Consider the following 18714-nt stretch of genomic DNA (forward strand, 5'->3'; position numbering starts at 1 on the left):
ATTGATAAGGTCAATTCAAACCTAATTTAAACTTAACACCACAGAACCACACAAGGAGGAAAAATATGGATAAAACGATTCATTCAAACAGAAATTACCAGGATAGTGTCTTCTCAAAACTGTTTTCCAATGAAGAAACCGCTTTGGAACTTTACAATGCACTGAGCGGAACAAGCTATGGACCTGAAACAAAAATCAGAATTACAACACTAAATAATGTGCTATTCTTAGAAAAATACAACGATCTAAGCTTCACTATCGAGGACAGAATTATCGTTATGGCAGAACATCAAAGCACGATCAATCCCAATATTCCATTGCGATTACTGGGTTATTCAACAGATACATATACAAAACTTATCGATACAGACAGGCTTTACAGCAGCACTCAAATCAAACTGCCAACGCCTGTCTTTTATGTATTCTATACAGGAAATGAACCTTGGAACGTCAAAAGCCTAAGCCTTGCTGACAGTTTTATCGAAGCGCCTCCCGAAAACTCGTTAAATTTAGTAGTCAAGCTCATCAATTTGCGATACAATAAAGATAACGAAATTTTAAATCGCAGCAAAACCTTGCTGGGCTACAGCAAGCTGGTTACTTATGTAAAAAACAATTTAAGCAGTGGCGCATCTCTCGAAAATTCTATCAGATTAGCAGTCCAGCGTTGTATTGAGGAAGGCCATATCGTAGACTTTTTAAAAAAACATGGGGAGGAAATCGAGAAAATGAAGTTTTATGAATTCACGATGGAAGAATACAGAAATTTAATTGCAAAGGAAGCCGCCGAGCAGGGACTTGCGCAGGGCATCGAACAAGGCATTAAAATCTTTATCTTGGATAATCGCACGGAAGGCATACCCGACGATAGAATCTTCACCAAACTGATAAACCTCTTCCATCTGACAGAGGAAAAAGCATTAGAATATCTAAAACAGTGAAAGTGCGAACGGAAAACCGTTCGCACTCTTTTGATTTATATATCACTGATATTCCTTACTTACTCGTACCAATATTCTTTTAGTAATTTTTTATATTTTTTAAATACCCCAAGCCAATTTTTTCGTTGGGATTCCGTTAATTTCAAAACAACTGACGCGCCATCATCACCATAAACACGAACGCGAACCTTCTTTTGTTCGAAAATCTTAATGATTTTGTTCAACTGTTCTTCTCGGTCTTTACTATTGCTAGACAGTGTCACCCACCAATCTGAACAGGATGAATACATTCCATTTTTGTAGTTGTACCTGCTCCATTCGGTTTCATCTCCTAATTCCATGGTAACTCTTCGATTACTTGTATAAAACCGAATCTTTTCCAGATTGAGATTATAATAGCCGATAGGAGAAACAAGCGCAACGCGCCCTCTTACTGCAAGTCTCAAGGTTGCAGTCTTTCCCTTCTTTTTTATATCTATATATGGTTGACAGGAACCACCCAAAATGTACATGGTTTCATAACTGAATTTTGCGTCTGATGAAATAGTTTTGCCATATAGTCTGGCATGTTCGCCGACATCTATGTTTTTATAAACAATGTTCTTTGTCGCAAGCGACTTTGCAAGTCTGGATAATTCTTTATAAGTTGGTTCTACAAATACGGTCTCATAGGTATACGACCTAAAGCAAATACATACGTCCGCCTCTGGTATCACTGTGATCTCATAAGTTCCCTCAGGCAAGTCTGTAAAATTAAATTCTTTGTAATAAGCCCGGTCTGCACGTTCAGAGGTATTGACTGTAAAAGTCTGATTGTAATTGCGGTCTCCGGTAATTAAAGAAACTTTTAATTGATATGGTGCAGTTTGCATTTCATCATAATCGGGAGATTCTTCTGTTTCCCAACACTGAATGCGCAGCTTTCCCTCCGCTCCGACCTTAACTTGATCGCTTTCCGAGTCTCCTGCTACTATAACTTCTGTCCAGTCACTAACTTTTGCCCACTCTCTTTTCTCACCGCCGTACACATGAATTGACATCATACATATCGATAGAATAAGCAGAATAGAAATCCACAATCTGTTTTTGATTCTAAACTTTTCCAAGAAAATGCTCCTTCCCGAATCATATCTTTACGATTCTAGTATTTTTTGTAATAGCCATCATATAATATCTGCACCGCTGCTTTTTTCCAATATACCCTGTCGTTCTTCTTATTTCATCTCATTCAGCACTTTTTTCGCTGCTTCGTGATCACCCATCCAAGGCACTCTGCCATCTTTATGATACATATAGGTCTCGTCCCCTTTGCCGAGAATCAGCACGCAGTCCCCGGTCTTCGCACCGGTAATGGCTGCCTCAATAGCCTTATAGCGATCCTCTATCACAACACCGTTTTCGTGTTCCATGCCAGACAAAATCATCTCGCTGATTTGTGCGACACTTTCGTCTCTCGGATCTTCTTCGGTCACATAGACAGTATCGCAATATTTGCCGGAAATTTGCCCCAGCACCTTTCGCTTTACCTTGTCCCGCTTGCCGGCACAGCCAAATACGGAAAAAATTCTTCCGCCCTTGACAATTTCTTTGGCATACTGAAAGACCTTTTCAAATCCGTCCGGCGTGTGGGCATAATCTACAATAACCGTAAAATCCTGCCCTTTATCAATAATTTCCATTCTGCCGTCCACCTGCGAAATGTGCGAAAGTTTTGGAAGCATATCCTCAATAGCCATACCCGCCTGATGCATACCGGCGATTGCGCCCAATAAATTATATAAATTATATTTGGCAGAAAGGTTCGTTTTTACCGGATACCGCTTTCCATCATGTACCAGCGTGAACTCCGAACCGCTGACATAAAGGCATACATCTTCAGCCCTATAATCCGCATCTCTGTCGATTCCGTAGGTCACATATCTGCAAGCTGTACATGCTGCTAACTCCTCAAAACTCCCCTCATCTGCGTTAAGCACTGCCACTCCGCTTTCTTTCATCTGCGTAAAGAGCAGCTTCTTCGCCTCAAAATACTGCTCCATGGTCTTGTGATAATCCAGATGATCGTAAGTCAGATTCGTGAAAATAGCCACATCAAAATCCACTGCGTCTGTACGTCCCATGGCAAGACCGTGAGAGCTAACTTCCATAGCGACCGCTTCCATGCCATAATCCGCCATTTCCTTTAAATTCCCGTGAATCTCCAGTGCGTCCGGCGTCGTCAGACTAGGAATTCTGCTCACATCACCGTAGCGAACTGCAATCGTTCCCATATAGCCGCAGGGCTTTTCATATACATCACTGATAATGCTGGTTGTAGTGGTCTTCCCGTTGGTTCCGGTGACACCAAAGACTGTCATCTTACAGCTTGGCTGTCCAAAAAACAAATCACAAATGCGATTCAGTTCTTTGTTAGTGTCGCTGACTTTCACATAGGTAACCCCTGCGAGCTTTTCAACCTCATCGCTGTGAACCACGCAGACTGCGCCCTTTTCACATGCCATCTTTGCAAAGCGATGCCCGTCCGCTTCCAGTCCCTTTAAACAGAAAAACATATCCCCTGCTGCGGCTTTTCTGGAATCAATGCAAAGACCTTTTATTTCAATATCGGGTTGACCCGAAAATAATTCTGATAAAAACATAGTTTCATACCCTCCTGGATTTTATGGTTCCCATATGGTCTATATTTTACCATCATTATGAAAAAATAACAACGGGATATTCCAGTTTCTCCACAGCAAACCCATGAAAACAAACTGCCTGCACGAAAGAACGCAATTCTCTTTCTGCAGACAGCCTGTCGTATTTTTATTCACATGCCAGTTTTTCGATGGCAAGCCGGTAGATTTCTCTAGCTTTTTCCAGATCCTCTGTAAAAATCCATTCATTTGCCTGGTGTTCTGTCAGTTCCCTGCCTGGAAATGCCGGACCGAACGCCACGATATTATCCATGGCTCTTGCGTAAGTACCTCCGCCGATCAGCTGCGGCGGTGTATCATCACCGGTTACCTCTCGGTATGCCTCCATCAGCTTACTGATGACGAATCCGTCCTGAGCCATATAAACTGGTTTCATCGCCGCTTCAATTTCTACCGCAATCTCCGCATCAGCAAAATTATCACACAGTTTTGACACCACATCTTCTTCTGCATAAGTGACCGGATAGCGAATATCCACTGCCAGCTTCACTTTTCCATCGTCCATAGAAATCTTACCGGCATTAAAGGTAAGCCCACCGCTGGCAGAATCAGAAAGACCGATTCCACAACCAGAGCCGTCCAGGCACCAGCCGATTTTATCCATATACACCTTCGCAAAGTGACAATCTCTGGCAGCAGCCTTTTCCATCAGTTTGGTAATCGCATTTTCTCCATCCTCCGGCGTACTGCCATGAGCAGCTTTACCTGTCTCTTGAAAAACACTTCCGTCCAAAAGCTTTCCCTTTGCCCATGCCGCCACCATGTTAGGCGCATCACCGCCGGCAATCTCCAAAAATCCTGCTTTCGCTGCATCCATAGAAAGCACCGCCATCAGAATGCCCTTTTCTCCATAAATCGCAGGAAAATCAGCGTCTGGTGTGAATCCGAAGGATGGAATTTCCTCACAGGACTTGTAATACTCCATATCTTCCCAGTCGCCGCATTCCTCCATCACACCAAAGATAATACGAACGCGCTTGTTAAGTTTTTTTCCCGATTCCAGCACATCCTTCATAGCATAAATCGCTGCCATAGCAGGCCCTTTATCGTCCATGACTCCGCGTCCATAAATGCGGTCTTCCTTTACCGTTCCGGCAAAAGGTTCGCAGGTCCAGCCCTCTCCTGCCGGCACCACATCCAAGTGGCAAAGAATACCCATCAATTCCTCACCTTCACCGATTTCTGCATAGCCCAGTTTTCCGTCTACATTCTTCGTACGAAATCCCAGTTCCTTACAAATATCTAGTGCGCAGGCAAGCGCATCGAAAACTTCTGGCGTTCCGGTTACGCTGGGAATTGCAAGCAATTTCTGTAAGCTTTTAATCATTTTGTATTATCCTCCGATATTTTGCAAAATCTTTATCATGCACTCAATTATACACGAAAGCCTTAATTCCGTCTACCCTCAGTCTGAGACCAGTGCAGCGAATCAAAAGCAACTTCACCCGGTACAAAGTTGTTAAATCCCATACGCACCATAGATTCCAGCGTCACACAGCCGTTCAATACCGGCTCAATGACATTGACACGAATCCGTCTTTCAGAAAGAATCTGGAGCAAGTCGTCGTAGATATAGTACATTGCCGTACAGCCAAGACATATGACACTGACTCTGTCTTTCTGCACCATATCAGCACAGAGATCTGCCAAAGATGCAAGCACTCTCTCCTTTTTCTCTTTGATATTTTCCACCATCAAGTCCAGCGCTCGAATAGAGGTGATACGCTCTGAGACTCCAAAGGCTCTTGCCTTCTTCTCTTCATTTAAAATGCCTGCCTGATCAGTAGTAATGATGCCGATTCTCTCTCCCAAAGAAAGAGCAGTAGTTACCGCTGCTTCATAAGGTCCTACAGCCGGTATCAGCCCCATCTCTCGAAGTGCATACACGCCCGGATCATCAAAACAGTCCACAAAGACGCCATCAAAATCCTCCGCATTTTCCCGCACCGACATGACGACCTGACTGCCGTTTACCATGCCGGCAAGCTCTGTCTCCACCGTTTCAAACCCATACTGCAGACTGGAAAATTCCAGTTCCGTCTCCGCCGTCAGATGAGGTTTCAGATATGCGGCAAGTTCTTCACTGTATGCAGAAAAATCTCCTACCACAGGGATGATAAATTTTAGTTTCATCACCTGCGCCTCTTATCTTTCATTAAAAGGCACGTAATCAAAGTCAAAGCCAAAACTTCTTGGACCAAATACTTCAAGACCTCTTTCCGTTTTCCAAATTTCTGGTGCCGGCAGTACGAATACGGTCAGTTCCATGCCGTTCTCGTAATTAGGGTTAGTCACCGGTGTGCCGTCTTTGTCCACAACACAGATTAAATCTGGCACTGTAATGTCCACTTCACCATCCAGATAGGAAACTAGATGCTCGTTCTTGTACCAGAACTTATACTCGTGACCTTCATATGCGCCAGTACCTTCCAGTACAGTATCGCCAAAGATAAAGCCTCCAGTTTCTTCTACTTTCCATTCTTTTACGATACCACGGAACAGTACCTTGCCGTTTCCTGCCTCGCAGACTTTTTCGGCTACATCTTCACCATTTTCCTTTGCTTTTCGAAGGGCCTGCCCCAGCTTCAGCGTGTAAGACAAGGCATCAGGGATGATTGCACCGCGAAGCTGTTTTCCGGTAATAGCATGGTCCGCCACACCGATTTTGTTGCCGCTGGCAACAGCCACACTTCTAACAATATCCTCCGCACGCATATCATCTACAATATCTTTTACAATCATAGCATCACCAAACTGTGTTGCCAACGCAATCGGCGCCATAGGAATGTCTTTCACAAAGAAAGTGCTGTGCTGCAGCTCCGGTACAGAACGCCCTGCCGGGTCAGCGTCGATAATAGGAACACCCAGCTGGCAGGCTGCGTGAAGCGCAAAGGCAGTGTTTGCACCACCGAGTTCTGTAGAAACCGCGCCAAAAAACTTCTGACCGAAGTAATCCTCTAAGGTGCGGAATGCCAGCAGCGATTCCGGATAGCCCAGAAGCGGCAGGTGGGCATACTCCTCTCCGCCGCCTTCCAGCGAAGCAGGAGAGCCGCACATATACGGCACTGCAATGTACGCGTCATCTGGCACTTCGTCCACACTTGCTATGTACAAATCTTTACCCTGTTCAAAATCTTCCTCCATGGTGCGAAGTCCCAGTTCTAAGTCTCCACCTCCGCCAGTGCCTACAATGGTGCAACCATAAAGAATATCAATAATTTCTTGTTTTTCAAGCTTTCTCATAATTCTATCCTCCAATCAAAATTCTTCTAAATTATTCCACTGTTCCGTCCAGCTCTCTCGACTTTGACGGAATGAATTTTTCAACAATCAGGTAAACGATGAGTCCCCAGAGCAAACCAGAGTAGTCAACTTTCACCACAAAAGCTGCAATGGCAATAGCGATTACCGTCGAAATAATACCAGTCCAGTTGAAGCCTTCCACTCTGTGCCAGCTTTCCGGTTTCCCTTTTCCGACAATCCAGTAGTCCGCCATCATGACGCCGCCCATGGCGGAGAACACATAGGACAGCAGGCTCAGGAACGATTCAATGTGTCCCAGAATGCCCAGCACTGCCAGGACGATGCCTACAAGACCGGTCACCAAGGTCGCCAGCTTTCTCTTGTTATCCGGCAGATTAAAGGTCATCACCACATCCAGTCCCGCAGAATAGGCATTGAGGGAATTCGTGGTCCAGGTTGCCAGAATCAGCACAATAATGCCCAGAAACGGCAGTCCCACTGTTGCCAGTACAGACGAAATGTCGTAATCGTTTGCTACCTTTGTCATGAGAATTCCCAAAACCAGCGTAAAAATAGCCGCTGGAAGTATTCCCCAGAAAGTGGATTTGATAGTTTCCTTTCTGCTCTTCTGAAATCTGGTAATATCAGAACAAGTGACAGCAGCCACTGCCGTAAAGCTGAAGGAAAGACCGATGCCCTGAATCATAGTCATGGACTGTTCTACCTCTACAGAAAGCCCGCCAGACCCAAACTTTCTAAATGCCATCACAGTACCCAGCACCATGATGATAACCAGCAGCGGAATGGAAACGGAATCCAGCTTTTTCAGCGCATTCATACCGAACACAGCACTCAGAAGCATAATCACACCCCAGATGATAGAGGATATGGTTACTGGAATTTCTAAGCCGGTTGCAATTTTCATCAGGTTAGAAAATGCATCGCCACATACGTTGCAGTTGATGCCGAACCAGCCAATCATGGAAATTGCCAGCAGCGAACTGATTAAAATTCTGGCTCCCTTCGTTCCAAAAGTTGAGCAGGTAATCACCGCACTGGGAATCCCCAAATCTGCTCCCTGCATCCCCAGAAAGAAAGAGATGAGAATCGTAAGCAGATACCCGATAATTCCCGCTGCAAGGGCTTGCCACAGCGGCATAGATGCCGACAGAATTGCACCCAGCAGAAGGCTCGGAACGCAGATAAACAGTCCTGTCTGCACAGCAGCCAGTGAAACCCACCCTTTTCGGTCTTCAGGCTTTACTCTCTCTAGAGCAAAGTCTTCCATTGACTTTTTGTTTTCTTCTAGCATAGTAAAAACTCCTTTTCTTTGATTGCACCAATCATATCAATTTTCTGATAACTTGTCATTATCGAAAAGCCTAAGAAAGAAAGCTTATTTTTGTAAATTTCACAATTCGTTATTGCTTTTTCCCGGGATTCATTTATAATTTATACAAATAACACTGTCGAAAAGAGGAAAAAAATGAAAAAAATCACCGTTTCAGACATCCTGAACCTGGATATCTTCAGCGGCTACCGTCTGGTTGCAGGCAAAAGCGGGCTCCTGAATGAAATTCACTATATCAATATCTACGACAATCCCATCAGTGAGATTGATACAGATATTCAGCTTTTTCCCGGCGATGTCTATCTGACCTTCTTTTACTATGGGAAAGACGATACTTCTTACATCATGCATACGCTGGACTATCTGATTTCACAAAAAGGCGCTGCACTCATTGTCTTTGACGAATATATGAATACGCTGCCAAAAGATGCAATTGCCCTTTGCGACGCTGCAGGTCTTCCCGTCATTTTTCTCAATTGCCGCACCCCCTATTCTCTGGTTATTGCAAGCATTATGGAATGTAAAATCGCCATGGAGCAGAAAAATACACTGGAAGAAAAGCTGGAAACCATTGTAAGCCGCAACAGTTCCGCCGATGAAAAACACCATCTTCTGAAAGAACTTAACCCTTCCTTCCAGCAAAATATCACGGCACTATTCGCACAGACCGAAGCAGATGTACTGCCAAGCGATATTGTCAATCTCATCTCTATCATCATTCGCGACCTTAGAAATTTTGCTGCAGAATTTCGCGGTGGAATCCTGTTTCTGCTTTCCTACCCGGACAGCAGAAACGATACTGCCGCTAAAACCATACAGCACACTGCCGACCAAATCCATACTGCCTTTCCCGGCGCACGCATTGGTGTCAGCAATCCCCATAAACTGGATGATGCGGGCAGAGCAATCTCAGAAAGTCTGCTGTGCATTACTGCCGGCAAACCTGATGCAGCAGGGCGAATTGACTACAGCGAACTCGGTGTTGCCCGCATTCTTGTGGATTTTTTGGGAAGCCCTGCGCTAGAAGAATTTTACAATGACATCACGCTGCCGATTCAAAAGTCTGACGCACAAAACAACACCTGTCTTTTTGACACCATGCGAATCTTTGCCGAATATGAAATGGACTACAAAAAAACAGCGGAGGCAATGTTCGTACACGAAAATACCATCCGCTATCGTATCAGTAAGCTAAAAGAGCTGATTCCTTATGGAAAAAGTGATATGGACTTTCTGGAGACAATCTCTATCATCTCAAAAATCCACTATATGAAGCAGCGCTGAGCCGTTTTGTATAGCTTTTACGCCATGCGCTGCCCTACGATTACATCAGAGACTCGTCTTTTGCCAGCACCGGTCCGTCATAAGCAAAGGAGGGCATCAGTTCCAGCTTGAATTTGTTCGTTTTGCGCTTATAGTCAATCTTTGCTTTGACTTCCTCATCTTCACAAACACCGGTTCTGATATAAGTGTCAAGAGCCGCATAAGTGAATCCCAGATTTTCTTCATCGGAAAGCCCTGAAAGTCCGTCGATTGGAGTCTTTTGCACCAGCTTTTCAGGAAGGCCTAGGTAAGCGCCGATGGCTTTGACTTCCTGCACAGTAAGATGGGACAGCGGGCTGAAATCTCCTGCCGCATCGCCATATCTGGTAGAATAGCCTACCCAGTCTTCCGACAAATTGCAGGTGTTGGCAACACGTCCGTTCATGGACTGCGCCACAGCGTAAGTTGCCGCCATACGAAGTCTCGCCGGCAGGTTGGTCCTCGTCTGCTTTGTCACCTCACAAGGTAGCTTATCTGTAATTTCTCCGAGCAGTCCGTCAAATCCTGCTTTAATATTAATAATAGTATGGTCTATTCCAAGATGGGATACCAGCAGCTTAGACGCGTCAATATCCGCCTGCTCGCCATTTGGCAGAAGCACACCGAACACTCTGTCCTTTCCAAGTGCGGCTACGCAAAGTGCAGCTACCACAGAACTGTCTTTTCCGCCGCTGATGGCAACAACTGCCTTGCAATCCTTTCCGTTTACTTCAAAAAATTCCTGAATCCAGGAAATCACATCCCTCGTTACCTTTTCTACATCAAACTGATACATCTTTCTACCTCACTAAAATCTGACACATTTTCATCGCTTCAAGGGCGTTGTTATGGCTCTCCGGCGTTACACCGGCACAGCAGGAACCCTCCACGGTAATTGGCGTCTCAGGATAAGCAGCCTTCAAAATCATTCCGTTGGAAATCACGCAGATATCTGTGCAAACGCCGCAAAGTTCAATTTCCGCTGGTGATGCTCCCGCCAGCTTATCGCAAAGCCACTTTGGTAAATCGAGACAGCCGAAAGACGGTTTGTCTAGCGTGTTTCCTTCGGCTACGTAATCCGCCAGTTCATCAATAATCTGCCATCCATCGCTGCCCTTGATGCAGTGCGGGACCGGCAGCAGCCTGCCCTCCTGGGTATTCAGGTAGTCCTCGCCATGGGTATCCCGTGTAAAAAATACCGGCAAGCCGCTCTCTTTGTAGCTTTCGATTTTTTTCTTTATATTTTCAATAATCTGCTGTGCCTCCTTATTTGCCAAAGCTCCTGTTACGAAGTCCTTCTGCATATCGATTACCAGCAAAATTTTATTTTTTTCCATGATTGATCTGTCTCCTTCTTCTTTCTGCATAACAGTTTACAGCAAAAAAGCCGGTCGGTCAATGCGATATCGCCTTTATTCTGTAATGATTTCGTTCCACCGCATGAGACTAATCAGGTTCAGCAGCTTCTCGGAGTCAGTTCTGTATTCCTCTTCACTGACGCCGCGAACCAAGCCTAATGCCACAGAAAGTTCAGTACTGGTTGTCTCCACGAATCCTGAATTTTTTTCGATATATACTGTAATTCCATGATTCCAATCCGGTTCATCGTACGGCCATTGGCTCTCTGGTTTCTTTACAACCCGCAGGCAAATAGGCTCAAACTTTCCTTCAATAAAGCAAATACCATTTCTATAGTTGTATTCAAAAATTTCAAGATGAATTTGATTTTTCTTCATTTCTTCCGCATCAAATTCCTCTATATCAAAATACTCTTTTAAATAATTTTCATAAAGTGAAAAATCATATTCGTGTGGTGTAATCTGCGGTTTATATTCTGCCAACAGCTGTGCAATTTGTTTTTCTCCCTCAATACTGCCGCCTTTTTCCCCGATATAAACTGCAGGCCTTCCTGTATTTTCTCCTCGCAGCCATTTCCAAATCCGCCATATGATTCGTTTCATCTTTATCTCCATATTTTTACTTAGGTTAATACTTGTAATCCTATTATACTTCCGCTCCCGTAATAAATCAATCCGCGTCATTTTCGTGGATTATAAGAAAGTCGGCTGCGCCGATTCTACTTAGATGTGAACTTTCTTGATATTTCCTACATAATAAAAATAAATTGCGGTGCATCGTTGACATTTGAGTCGGATATAATGTATAATGCCAGTAGGCAAAAGAAATTAGTATTTCCACGAATACACCTCCCTTCCGTTGCCGGATTGGGTATGACAACACCTGTATTATATCATACTATATCGCAAAAGGAAAATATTTTTATTTTTTCCTTTTATTGTAAATTTTCTTCATTCCGTGCAGTTTGTCCCACCATCCAATAATATCTCAACTACTGAAAGATTCAGCACATAGTATCTTCCCATTTTCTCCACTGCCCCTGCATTGGCAAAATTACTCATCAACCTGGAAACAGTAACTCGATTTAAATGAAGAATTTCGCTGAGTATCTGATGGGTCAAATCCAGTTCAATAGTCACAGTATCATCCGCCCTCCTTCTGCCGCAGACCGCCACAAATCCAAGAAGCAGCGTCAGCAGTCTGCTTTGTGACTGCGGAATCGCAAGCAGTGTAATCCTGTTGAAATATAAATCACCCTGCATGTCAGAAATGCGCAGCGCGTTCTTTACAAATGAAGCATTATCTTCCACTAATAAACGTACATCCCTTCCTGAAATCACATAGCAGCTGCACCGGCAACATCAGAAACGTCGGTCAGAAATTATATAAATTTCTCACAGTAAAAGACGCAGAATCCTTAAAAACCGTCTGCACCTTCGTGGCACTGACCTTTTCTTTTGCTTTAGGCGCAGTTCCCGGCACCTTGTTTTGTCTCTGGCTTTCCGAAAAAGCCGTCTGGATTTGCGCTGTGATCATGCTGCTTCTGGCGCTGTGGATGAAAAAAGCAAGTAACTATATTTCATAAATCTTTCAGAAAAAGAGTCGTCATTACATTCCTTTGTAAGCACGGCTCTTTTTCACACGAAAAGTTTGATTTTATCAAACTTTGTGTATAAATATTACAACTTTTATGTTATCATAGAAATAATGACAAGGAGGTTTATAATGGAAAACAGAGTTGCATTAATTTCAATTATTGTAAAAGACTTAAATGTCGTAGAAGAGCTTAACGATATGCTGCATCAGTACAGCAGTTACATTATCGGCAGAATGGGACTGCCCTACAGGGAAAAAGAAATGCATATTATCAGCGTAGCCATCGATGCGCCGTCAGATATCATCAACGCGCTGTCCGGTAAGATTGGAAAGCTGCCGGGTATCAGCAGCAAGGTCGCCTATGCCAACGAATAATCCAGTAACGCGCACCATCGACGCCTTGGCGAAAGGCACTGTACCGGAAGATGACGCACTCCTTGCACTGCTTGCCTGTGATTCCCCTGAGAAAAACCAGTATCTGCAGGAAAAAGCAGATATCCTGCGTCGACAAACCTTCGGAAACCATGTCTATATCAGAGGTCTCATCGAATTTACCAACTACTGCAAAAATGACTGCTATTATTGCGGTATCCGCAAAGGCTGCAAGTCCGTGACTCGTTACCGGCTAACACCGGAAGAAATTCTGCAGTGCTGCGAAAACGGCTACGAACTTGGCTTTCGCACCTTTGTTCTGCAAGGCGGTGAAGACCCTTATTGGAATGATGACAGACTGGCGTCACTGGTCGAAGCAATTCGCGCTGCCCACCCAGACTGTGCCATCACCTTGTCTGCAGGTGAACGCTCCCAGGAAAGCTATCAGAGACTTTTTGATGCCGGCGCAGACAGATATCTGCTGCGTCACGAGACCGCAGACAAAGCACATTATCAAAAACTGCACCCGCAGGACCTTTCCTTTGAAAACCGCATGGAATGTCTGCAGCACCTAAAAGAAATTGGCTATCAGGTAGGCTGCGGCTTTATGGTCGGCTCTCCAGGTCAGACCATAGAACATATCCTGAAAGACCTGCGGTTTCTAGTAGAATTTCAGCCTCATATGATTGGAATCGGACCTTTCATTCCGGCTGCAGGCACGCCCTTTGAAAAGGAGTATGCCGGCTCTGCTGACCTGACCGTAAAGCTTCTTTCCATCATTAGGCTCCTTTTGCCAAAAGCGTTGCTCCCAGCAACCACAGCCCTCGGAACGGCATCGGAAGACGGCAGGCTTCGCGGCATCTGTGCAGGCGCCAACGTCATCATGCCCAACCTTTCTCCGGCTTCTGTCCGGAAAAACTATCGGCTCTACGACAATAAAATCGCCACCGGCGCAGAAAGTGCTGAGGGTATTTTACAATTAAAGAAACAAGTTGAAAGAATTGGTTATGAGATAGTGACCGCACGCGGCGACTATCCTGACATAAAATGAACTAAAACCTAACGGGAAAGAGATTCTGACCCGAAAGAAAGGAAGTAAAAATATCATGTACAATCCAAAATCATTACACGCAGAAGAATTTATCAGTCACGAGGAAATTCTAGACACCCTCGCTTATGCCGACGCAAATAAGTACAACAAAGAACTGGTTCGCTCCATTTTAGATAAGGCTGCCCTTCGCAAAGGCTTAAGCCACAGAGAAGCCTCCGTTCTGCTTTCCTGCGAAGACCCAGAGATTACCGAGGAAATGTACGCACTGGCAGAACAGATTAAGAAAGACTTTTACGGCAATCGTATCGTCATGTTCGCGCCGCTGTATCTTTCCAATTACTGCGTCAACGGCTGTGTCTACTGTCCGTACCACCATCAGAACAAGCATATCGCAAGAAAAAAACTGACCCAGGAAGAAATCAAAAAAGAGGTCATCGCCCTGCAGGATATGGGACACAAACGTCTTGCCCTGGAAGCCGGAGAGGACCCTGTCAACAACCCAATCGAATACATTTTGGAATGTATTAAAACCGTATATTCCATTCACCATAAAAACGGCGATATCCGCCGTGTCAATGTGAACATTGCCGCAACTACTGTAGAAGAGTACAAAATGCTCAAAGATGCCGGCATCGGTACCTATATTCTGTTCCAGGAAACCTACCACAAAGAAAGCTACGAACAGCTGCATCCGACCGGACCGAAGCACAACTACAACTGGCATACAGAAGCTATGGACAGAGCCATGGAAGCTGGCATCGACGATGTCGGTCTTGGCGTACTGTTCGGTCTTGATCTCTACCGCTACGAGCTTGCCGGTCTTCTCATGCATGCAGAACATCTGGAAGCAGTACACGGCGTCGGGCCGCACACCATCAGCGTGCCGAGGATCAGACCTGCAGACGATGTAGACCCTTCCGACTTTGACGGCGGCGTAGACGGCGGTATTACCGACGACCTCTTCGCAAAAATTATCGCCATCATCAGAATCGCTGTTCCGTATACCGGCATGATCATGTCTACCAGAGAAAGTCAGGAAATGCGCGCCCGCGCGCTGCACCTGGGCATTTCCCAGATCAGCGGTGCTTCCAGAACCAGCGTCGGCGGCTACGACGAAGAAGAGCCGGAAGAAGAAAACTCCGCACAGTTTGAAACCGACGACAAAAGAACGCTGGACGAAGTAGTAAAATGGCTCATGGATATGGACTATATTCCAAGTTTTTGTACCGCTTGCTACAGAGAAGGCAGAACTGGAGACCGCTTCATGACCCTCTGCAAAAACGGACAAATTCTAAACTGTTGCCATCCAAACGCGCTGATGACCCTGAAAGAATATCTGGTGGACTACGCTTCCGCAGATACCCGTAAAGTCGGCGAAGCCCTAATTGAAAAGGAGCTTTGCAACATTCCGAAAGAAAAAGTGCGTCAAATTGCAGAAGAATACATCAAGGAGATAGAACATGGCAAGAGAGACTTCAGATTCTAATTTGTCGGGTCTTTCCCAGACCCCCAGCGCAAACAGAGTGCATATCAGCTTTTTCGGCAGGCGCAACGCCGGAAAGTCCAGTCTGGTCAATGCAGTGACCGATCAGTCCCTTTCCATCGTATCTGACGTAAAAGGCACCACCACCGACCCGGTCAGCAAAGCCATGGAGCTGCTGCCTCTGGGACCTGTAGTAATTATCGATACGCCAGGCCTTGATGATGAAGGCATCCTCGGTGAAAAGCGGGTAGAAAAAACCTATCAGATACTGGCAAAGACCGATGTTGCAGTGCTGGTCATCGACGCTGCAGAAAAACCATCCTCAGACGATTTTTCTCTGATGGAACTACTGAAGAAAAAACAGATTCCTTACATCATCGTACTGAACAAAACTGACCTCCTTGCAGCTGTCCCCGGCACAAAGGATTTTGATTTTCCGTTCCTTGCAGTCAGTGCAAAAGCCGGCAGCGGCATTACAGAATTAAAAGAAAAACTAGCACAGCTGGGAAAATCTACTGCACCTGTCAAGCAACTCATCGGAGATAAGCTAAGTAAAAATGATGTGGTGATTTTAGTTACGCCAATCGACGAATCCGCCCCAAAGGGCAGACTAATTCTGCCTCAGGTGCAGACCCTTCGCGATATTCTGGACACCCACGCTATTTCTATGGTAACTCAGGTACCGGAACTTTCCGCCTGTCTTTCCGCGCTGAAAGCCCCCCCTGCTCTGGTAGTTACTGATAGTCAAGCATTTCATCAGGTGAAGGAAATCGTTCCCCGCAGCGTACCTTTGACTTCCTTTTCCATTTTGATGGCGAGATTCAAAGGTATTCTGGAAACGGCGTCAAAAGGCGCCCATCATCTGCCAACGCTTTCTGACGGCGACCGGGTACTCATTTCAGAAGGCTGTACACACCACAGGCAGTGCGAAGACATCGGCACCGTAAAACTGCCCGGCTGGATTGAGAAGTTTACGGGAAAAAAGCTGGATTTTCACTTCACCAGTGGTGGGCAGTTTCCGCAGGATTTATCCCCCTACGCCCTGGTCGTCCACTGCGGCGGCTGCATGCTAAACGAGCGGGAAGTGCTTTCTCGCATGGAACTTGCCAAGGAAGCTGGCGTTCCCTTTACCAATTACGGTACACTCATCGCCCATATCAATGGGATTTTAGATAGAAGCTTGGAGATTTTTCATGAATAAAGATAAAATTACAAATAGTCGAAGAGTCGTCGTCAAAGTAGGCACCTCTACTCTGACTCACGCTGGCGGCAAAATGCACCTGCGCCACATCGAAAACCTCTGCAAAGTCCTATGCGATCTGCAGAATGCCGGAAAAGAAATCATTCTAGTTTCCTCCGGCGCTATCGGTGTCGGCATCGGCAAGCTGGGACTTTCAACTCGGCCCGAAGAAACCAGCAAAAAACAGGCGCTGGCTGCCATTGGACAGTGCGAGTTGATGTTTATGTACGATAAGTTTTTCGGTGAGTTCAGTCAGACTGTAGCCCAGATTCTGCTCACCGCAGATATCGTAGACAACGACCGAAGCCGAGAAAACGTTCAGAATACCTTTTCTGAACTGATTGCCCTCGGTATTATTCCTATCGTCAACGAAAACGACACCGTTGCCACTGACGAACTAGAGGGACTCAGTATCGGCGACAATGACACCCTGTCTGCCATCGTCGCTACATTGACAGACGCAGACCTTCTGGTCATCTTAACCGATATTGATGGGCTTTACGACAAAGATCCTAGAAAGCACCTCGACGCAAAACGCATCGCCCACGTGCCTGTCATCGATGATGCAATCACCACCCTCGCAGGTGGCGCCGGTTCCAAATTTGGTACCGGCGGTATGGCAACAAAAGTCAGTGCGGCACAGATTTCTACGGGTGCGAAAATCCCGTGCTGTGTCATTGCTGGTGACCGTCCGGAAAATCTATACGACTTATTTGATGGAAAAGACATCGGAACGATTTTTGGAAATTTGGAGGACTAGATTATGGAACATTGCTTGACTACTTTAGAAACCATGGGGCAGCGTGCCAAACAGGCTGAACGTGCTCTTCGCACTGCCCACGAAAAAGACAAGACTGCAGCGCTTGAGCTGATTGCTGACGCCCTTGTCAATCACACAGAAGATATTCTCGCCGCTAACGAAAAAGACCTTGAAGCTGCCTGCGGTGTTCTTTCCCCTTCTATGATAGACAGACTGACTTTGACTGCAGAACGTATCGCTTCCATGGCTGATGCGGTTATCGCAGTTTCCAAATGGAAAGACCCTGTGGGAGAAATTCTAGAAGAAAGAGATTTGCCAAACGGCTTACATATTCAAAAAACTGCAGTGCCTCTGGGCGTTTGCGGTATCATCTTTGAAGCTCGCCCTAACGTCACCAGCGACTGCGCAGCCCTCTGCATCAAAGCAGGTAACGCTTGTATTCTCCGCGGTGGAAAAGAAGCATTTCATTCCAACCAGGCGATTACCGAAATTATGCGAAGCGCCCTTTCTGCATCAGCCCTAGATATCAACTGCGTACAGCTGGTTTCCGATACTTCCAGACAGTCGGCTTCCGAAATGATGACCCTGACCGAATACCTGGATGTGCTGATTCCCAGAGGTGGCGCTGGACTGATTCGTTCCGTCGTAGATAACGCAAAAGTGCCTGTAATAGAAACCGGCGCCGGCAACTGCCACATTTATGTAGATAAAGCTGCTGATATCAATATGGCTCTGGACATCGTCTTCAATGCGAAAACTTCCCGACCTTCCGTCTGTAACGCTGCTGAAAAGGTGCTGGTGCACAAAGATATCGCAGAGCGTTTTCTGCCTGCCATGGCTGAGCGCCTTTCCGAAAAAAATGTTGCCCTTCACGGAGACAGTGCAGCTCTTGCAATCCTGCCGTCCGCAACCCCTGCCGCTTCTGAAGAATGGGGGCAGGAATATCTCGATTTCATTCTCGGCATAAAGGTGGTCGACTCTATAGAAGAAGCCATTGCTCACATCGAGCAGTACTCCACCCACCACAGCGACTGCATTGTGACCGGCGATCAAGAGGCAGCAGATAAATTTCTTATCTCTGTCGACTCTGCAGCTGTTTATCACAATGCTTCCACCCGCTTTACTGATGGCGGCGAAATGGGGCTGGGCGCGGAAATCGGCATTTCCACCCAGAAACTTCATGCCAGAGGTCCTATGGGCGTAGGTCAACTGGTATCTTATAAATACATCATCACAGGAAACGGTCAAATTCGTTAGTGGACGACGTACCAAATCCGCTGCCGATTCATAAGAATAACATATAGCAATGGAAATATTTTT

The 18714-nt window shown here is 45.7% G+C and carries 19 protein-coding genes; 9 read left to right on the forward strand and 10 right to left on the reverse strand.

Annotation, left to right across the window (positions count from 1 at the left end; all coding sequences use genetic code 11):
• Positions 1 to 65 precede the first annotated feature (65 nt).
• Positions 66 to 941 (forward strand): Rpn family recombination-promoting nuclease/putative transposase, encoded by an 876-nt coding sequence (locus NFR88_RS10890; protein ID WP_251615903.1) that lies wholly within the window; start codon positions 66 to 68, stop codon positions 939 to 941.
• A gap of 59 nt (positions 942 to 1000) precedes the next feature.
• On the opposite strand, the gene NFR88_RS10895 is transcribed toward NFR88_RS10890, so the two are convergent.
• The 6 genes from NFR88_RS10895 to NFR88_RS10920 form a co-directional block, all read right to left on the reverse strand.
• Positions 1001 to 2047: a hypothetical protein gene (locus NFR88_RS10895; RefSeq protein WP_251615904.1), complete on the reverse strand. Its 1047-nt coding sequence runs from the start codon at positions 2045 to 2047 to the stop codon at positions 1001 to 1003.
• A gap of 108 nt (positions 2048 to 2155) precedes the next feature.
• The gene (locus NFR88_RS10900) at positions 2156 to 3580 is read right to left on the reverse strand and encodes a UDP-N-acetylmuramoyl-L-alanyl-D-glutamate--2,6-diaminopimelate ligase (RefSeq protein WP_251615907.1); all 1425 of its coding nucleotides are present in this window, start codon (positions 3578 to 3580) and stop codon (positions 2156 to 2158) included.
• 166 nt (positions 3581 to 3746) lie between these two features.
• Positions 3747 to 4964 (reverse strand): Sapep family Mn(2+)-dependent dipeptidase, encoded by a 1218-nt coding sequence (locus tag NFR88_RS10905; protein WP_251615910.1) that lies wholly within the window; start codon positions 4962 to 4964, stop codon positions 3747 to 3749.
• 62 nt (positions 4965 to 5026) lie between these two features.
• The gene (locus tag NFR88_RS10910) at positions 5027 to 5770 is read right to left on the reverse strand and encodes an aspartate/glutamate racemase family protein (RefSeq protein ID WP_251615913.1); all 744 of its coding nucleotides are present in this window, start codon (positions 5768 to 5770) and stop codon (positions 5027 to 5029) included.
• A 12-nt stretch (positions 5771 to 5782) separates the two neighbouring features.
• The gene (locus NFR88_RS10915; RefSeq protein WP_251615916.1) at positions 5783 to 6880 is read right to left on the reverse strand and encodes a DUF917 domain-containing protein; all 1098 of its coding nucleotides are present in this window, start codon (positions 6878 to 6880) and stop codon (positions 5783 to 5785) included.
• Between the two features lie 31 nt (positions 6881 to 6911).
• Complete coding sequence (locus NFR88_RS10920; RefSeq protein ID WP_161909120.1) at positions 6912 to 8192, reverse strand: cytosine permease; 1281 nt, start codon at positions 8190 to 8192, stop codon at positions 6912 to 6914.
• Positions 8193 to 8366: 174 nt separating this feature from the next.
• Between NFR88_RS10920 and NFR88_RS10925 the strand changes: the two genes are divergently transcribed.
• Entirely contained in the window at positions 8367 to 9515 is a 1149-nt protein-coding gene (locus NFR88_RS10925) for a PucR family transcriptional regulator (RefSeq protein WP_251615919.1), read from the forward strand.
• A 40-nt stretch (positions 9516 to 9555) separates the two neighbouring features.
• On the opposite strand, the gene nadE is transcribed toward NFR88_RS10925, so the two are convergent.
• From nadE to NFR88_RS10945, 4 genes are all read right to left on the reverse strand, one after another.
• Positions 9556 to 10329, reverse strand: a complete 774-nt coding sequence (nadE, locus tag NFR88_RS10930) for an NAD(+) synthase (RefSeq protein ID WP_251615922.1) — start codon at positions 10327 to 10329, stop codon at positions 9556 to 9558.
• Positions 10330 to 10333: 4 nt separating this feature from the next.
• On the reverse strand, positions 10334 to 10870 hold the full coding sequence (locus NFR88_RS10935) for a cysteine hydrolase family protein (RefSeq protein ID WP_251615925.1): 537 nt from the start codon (positions 10868 to 10870) through the stop codon (positions 10334 to 10336).
• A 75-nt stretch (positions 10871 to 10945) separates the two neighbouring features.
• Positions 10946 to 11494: a hypothetical protein gene (locus NFR88_RS10940; RefSeq protein WP_251615928.1), complete on the reverse strand. Its 549-nt coding sequence runs from the start codon at positions 11492 to 11494 to the stop codon at positions 10946 to 10948.
• 348 nt (positions 11495 to 11842) lie between these two features.
• Positions 11843 to 12202 (reverse strand): helix-turn-helix domain-containing protein, encoded by a 360-nt coding sequence (locus tag NFR88_RS10945; protein WP_251615930.1) that lies wholly within the window; start codon positions 12200 to 12202, stop codon positions 11843 to 11845.
• Between NFR88_RS10945 and NFR88_RS10950 the strand changes: the two genes are divergently transcribed.
• The 7 genes from NFR88_RS10950 (at position 12184) to NFR88_RS10980 (ending at position 18651) form a co-directional block, all read left to right on the forward strand.
• Complete coding sequence (locus NFR88_RS10950) at positions 12184 to 12477, forward strand: DUF1275 family protein (protein WP_251615933.1); 294 nt, start codon at positions 12184 to 12186, stop codon at positions 12475 to 12477. The two genes, NFR88_RS10945 and NFR88_RS10950, sit on opposite strands and share 19 nt — an antisense overlap.
• A gap of 140 nt (positions 12478 to 12617) precedes the next feature.
• Positions 12618 to 12863: a TM1266 family iron-only hydrogenase system putative regulator gene (locus tag NFR88_RS10955; protein ID WP_160200405.1), complete on the forward strand. Its 246-nt coding sequence runs from the start codon at positions 12618 to 12620 to the stop codon at positions 12861 to 12863.
• Positions 12850 to 13911, forward strand: a complete 1062-nt coding sequence (gene hydE, locus NFR88_RS10960; protein WP_160200406.1) for a [FeFe] hydrogenase H-cluster radical SAM maturase HydE — start codon at positions 12850 to 12852, stop codon at positions 13909 to 13911. Before NFR88_RS10955 ends, hydE begins: the two co-directional genes overlap by 14 nt.
• Positions 13912 to 13966: 55 nt before the next feature.
• Positions 13967 to 15397, forward strand: coding sequence for a [FeFe] hydrogenase H-cluster radical SAM maturase HydG (hydG, locus tag NFR88_RS10965; protein ID WP_251615935.1), 1431 nt, complete (start codon positions 13967 to 13969; stop codon positions 15395 to 15397).
• Positions 15372 to 16595, forward strand: a complete 1224-nt coding sequence (gene hydF, locus NFR88_RS10970) for a [FeFe] hydrogenase H-cluster maturation GTPase HydF (protein WP_251615937.1) — start codon at positions 15372 to 15374, stop codon at positions 16593 to 16595. Before hydG ends, hydF begins: the two co-directional genes overlap by 26 nt.
• Positions 16588 to 17394 (forward strand): glutamate 5-kinase, encoded by an 807-nt coding sequence (gene proB / locus NFR88_RS10975; protein ID WP_251615939.1) that lies wholly within the window; start codon positions 16588 to 16590, stop codon positions 17392 to 17394. The genes hydF and proB overlap by 8 nt, the downstream gene beginning before the upstream one ends.
• Before the next feature lie 3 nt (positions 17395 to 17397).
• The gene (locus NFR88_RS10980; protein WP_251615941.1) at positions 17398 to 18651 is read left to right on the forward strand and encodes a glutamate-5-semialdehyde dehydrogenase; all 1254 of its coding nucleotides are present in this window, start codon (positions 17398 to 17400) and stop codon (positions 18649 to 18651) included.
• Positions 18652 to 18714 lie beyond the last annotated feature (63 nt).

Origin of the sequence: Senimuribacter intestinalis (assembly GCF_943192965.1) — a bacterium.
GTDB lineage: Bacteria > Bacillota > Clostridia > Peptostreptococcales > Anaerovoracaceae > Senimuribacter > Senimuribacter intestinalis.

What these genes read in the sequence shown, in the direction of transcription:
- NFR88_RS10890 (WP_251615903.1), top strand. Translation starts at nt 66, where the DNA reads ATGGATAAAACGATTCATTCAAACAGAAATTACCAGGATAGTGTCTTC.
- NFR88_RS10900 (WP_251615907.1), bottom strand. Translation starts at nt 3,580, where the DNA reads ATGTTTTTATCAGAATTATTTTCGGGTCAACCCGATATTGAAATAAAA.
- NFR88_RS10905 (WP_251615910.1), bottom strand. Translation starts at nt 4,964, where the DNA reads ATGATTAAAAGCTTACAGAAATTGCTTGCAATTCCCAGCGTAACCGGA.
- NFR88_RS10910 (WP_251615913.1), bottom strand. Translation starts at nt 5,770, where the DNA reads ATGAAACTAAAATTTATCATCCCTGTGGTAGGAGATTTTTCTGCATAC.
- NFR88_RS10915 (WP_251615916.1), bottom strand. Translation starts at nt 6,880, where the DNA reads ATGAGAAAGCTTGAAAAACAAGAAATTATTGATATTCTTTATGGTTGC.
- NFR88_RS10920 (WP_161909120.1), bottom strand. Translation starts at nt 8,192, where the DNA reads ATGCTAGAAGAAAACAAAAAGTCAATGGAAGACTTTGCTCTAGAGAGA.
- NFR88_RS10925 (WP_251615919.1), top strand. Translation starts at nt 8,367, where the DNA reads ATGAAAAAAATCACCGTTTCAGACATCCTGAACCTGGATATCTTCAGC.
- nadE (WP_251615922.1), bottom strand. Translation starts at nt 10,329, where the DNA reads ATGTATCAGTTTGATGTAGAAAAGGTAACGAGGGATGTGATTTCCTGG.
- NFR88_RS10935 (WP_251615925.1), bottom strand. Translation starts at nt 10,870, where the DNA reads ATGGAAAAAAATAAAATTTTGCTGGTAATCGATATGCAGAAGGACTTC.
- NFR88_RS10940 (WP_251615928.1), bottom strand. Translation starts at nt 11,494, where the DNA reads ATGAAACGAATCATATGGCGGATTTGGAAATGGCTGCGAGGAGAAAAT.
- NFR88_RS10950 (WP_251615933.1), top strand. Translation starts at nt 12,184, where the DNA reads ATGAAGCATTATCTTCCACTAATAAACGTACATCCCTTCCTGAAATCA.
- NFR88_RS10955 (WP_160200405.1), top strand. Translation starts at nt 12,618, where the DNA reads ATGGAAAACAGAGTTGCATTAATTTCAATTATTGTAAAAGACTTAAAT.
- hydE (WP_160200406.1), top strand. Translation starts at nt 12,850, where the DNA reads ATGCCAACGAATAATCCAGTAACGCGCACCATCGACGCCTTGGCGAAA.
- hydG (WP_251615935.1), top strand. Translation starts at nt 13,967, where the DNA reads ATGTACAATCCAAAATCATTACACGCAGAAGAATTTATCAGTCACGAG.
- hydF (WP_251615937.1), top strand. Translation starts at nt 15,372, where the DNA reads ATGGCAAGAGAGACTTCAGATTCTAATTTGTCGGGTCTTTCCCAGACC.
- proB (WP_251615939.1), top strand. Translation starts at nt 16,588, where the DNA reads ATGAATAAAGATAAAATTACAAATAGTCGAAGAGTCGTCGTCAAAGTA.
- NFR88_RS10980 (WP_251615941.1), top strand. Translation starts at nt 17,398, where the DNA reads ATGGAACATTGCTTGACTACTTTAGAAACCATGGGGCAGCGTGCCAAA.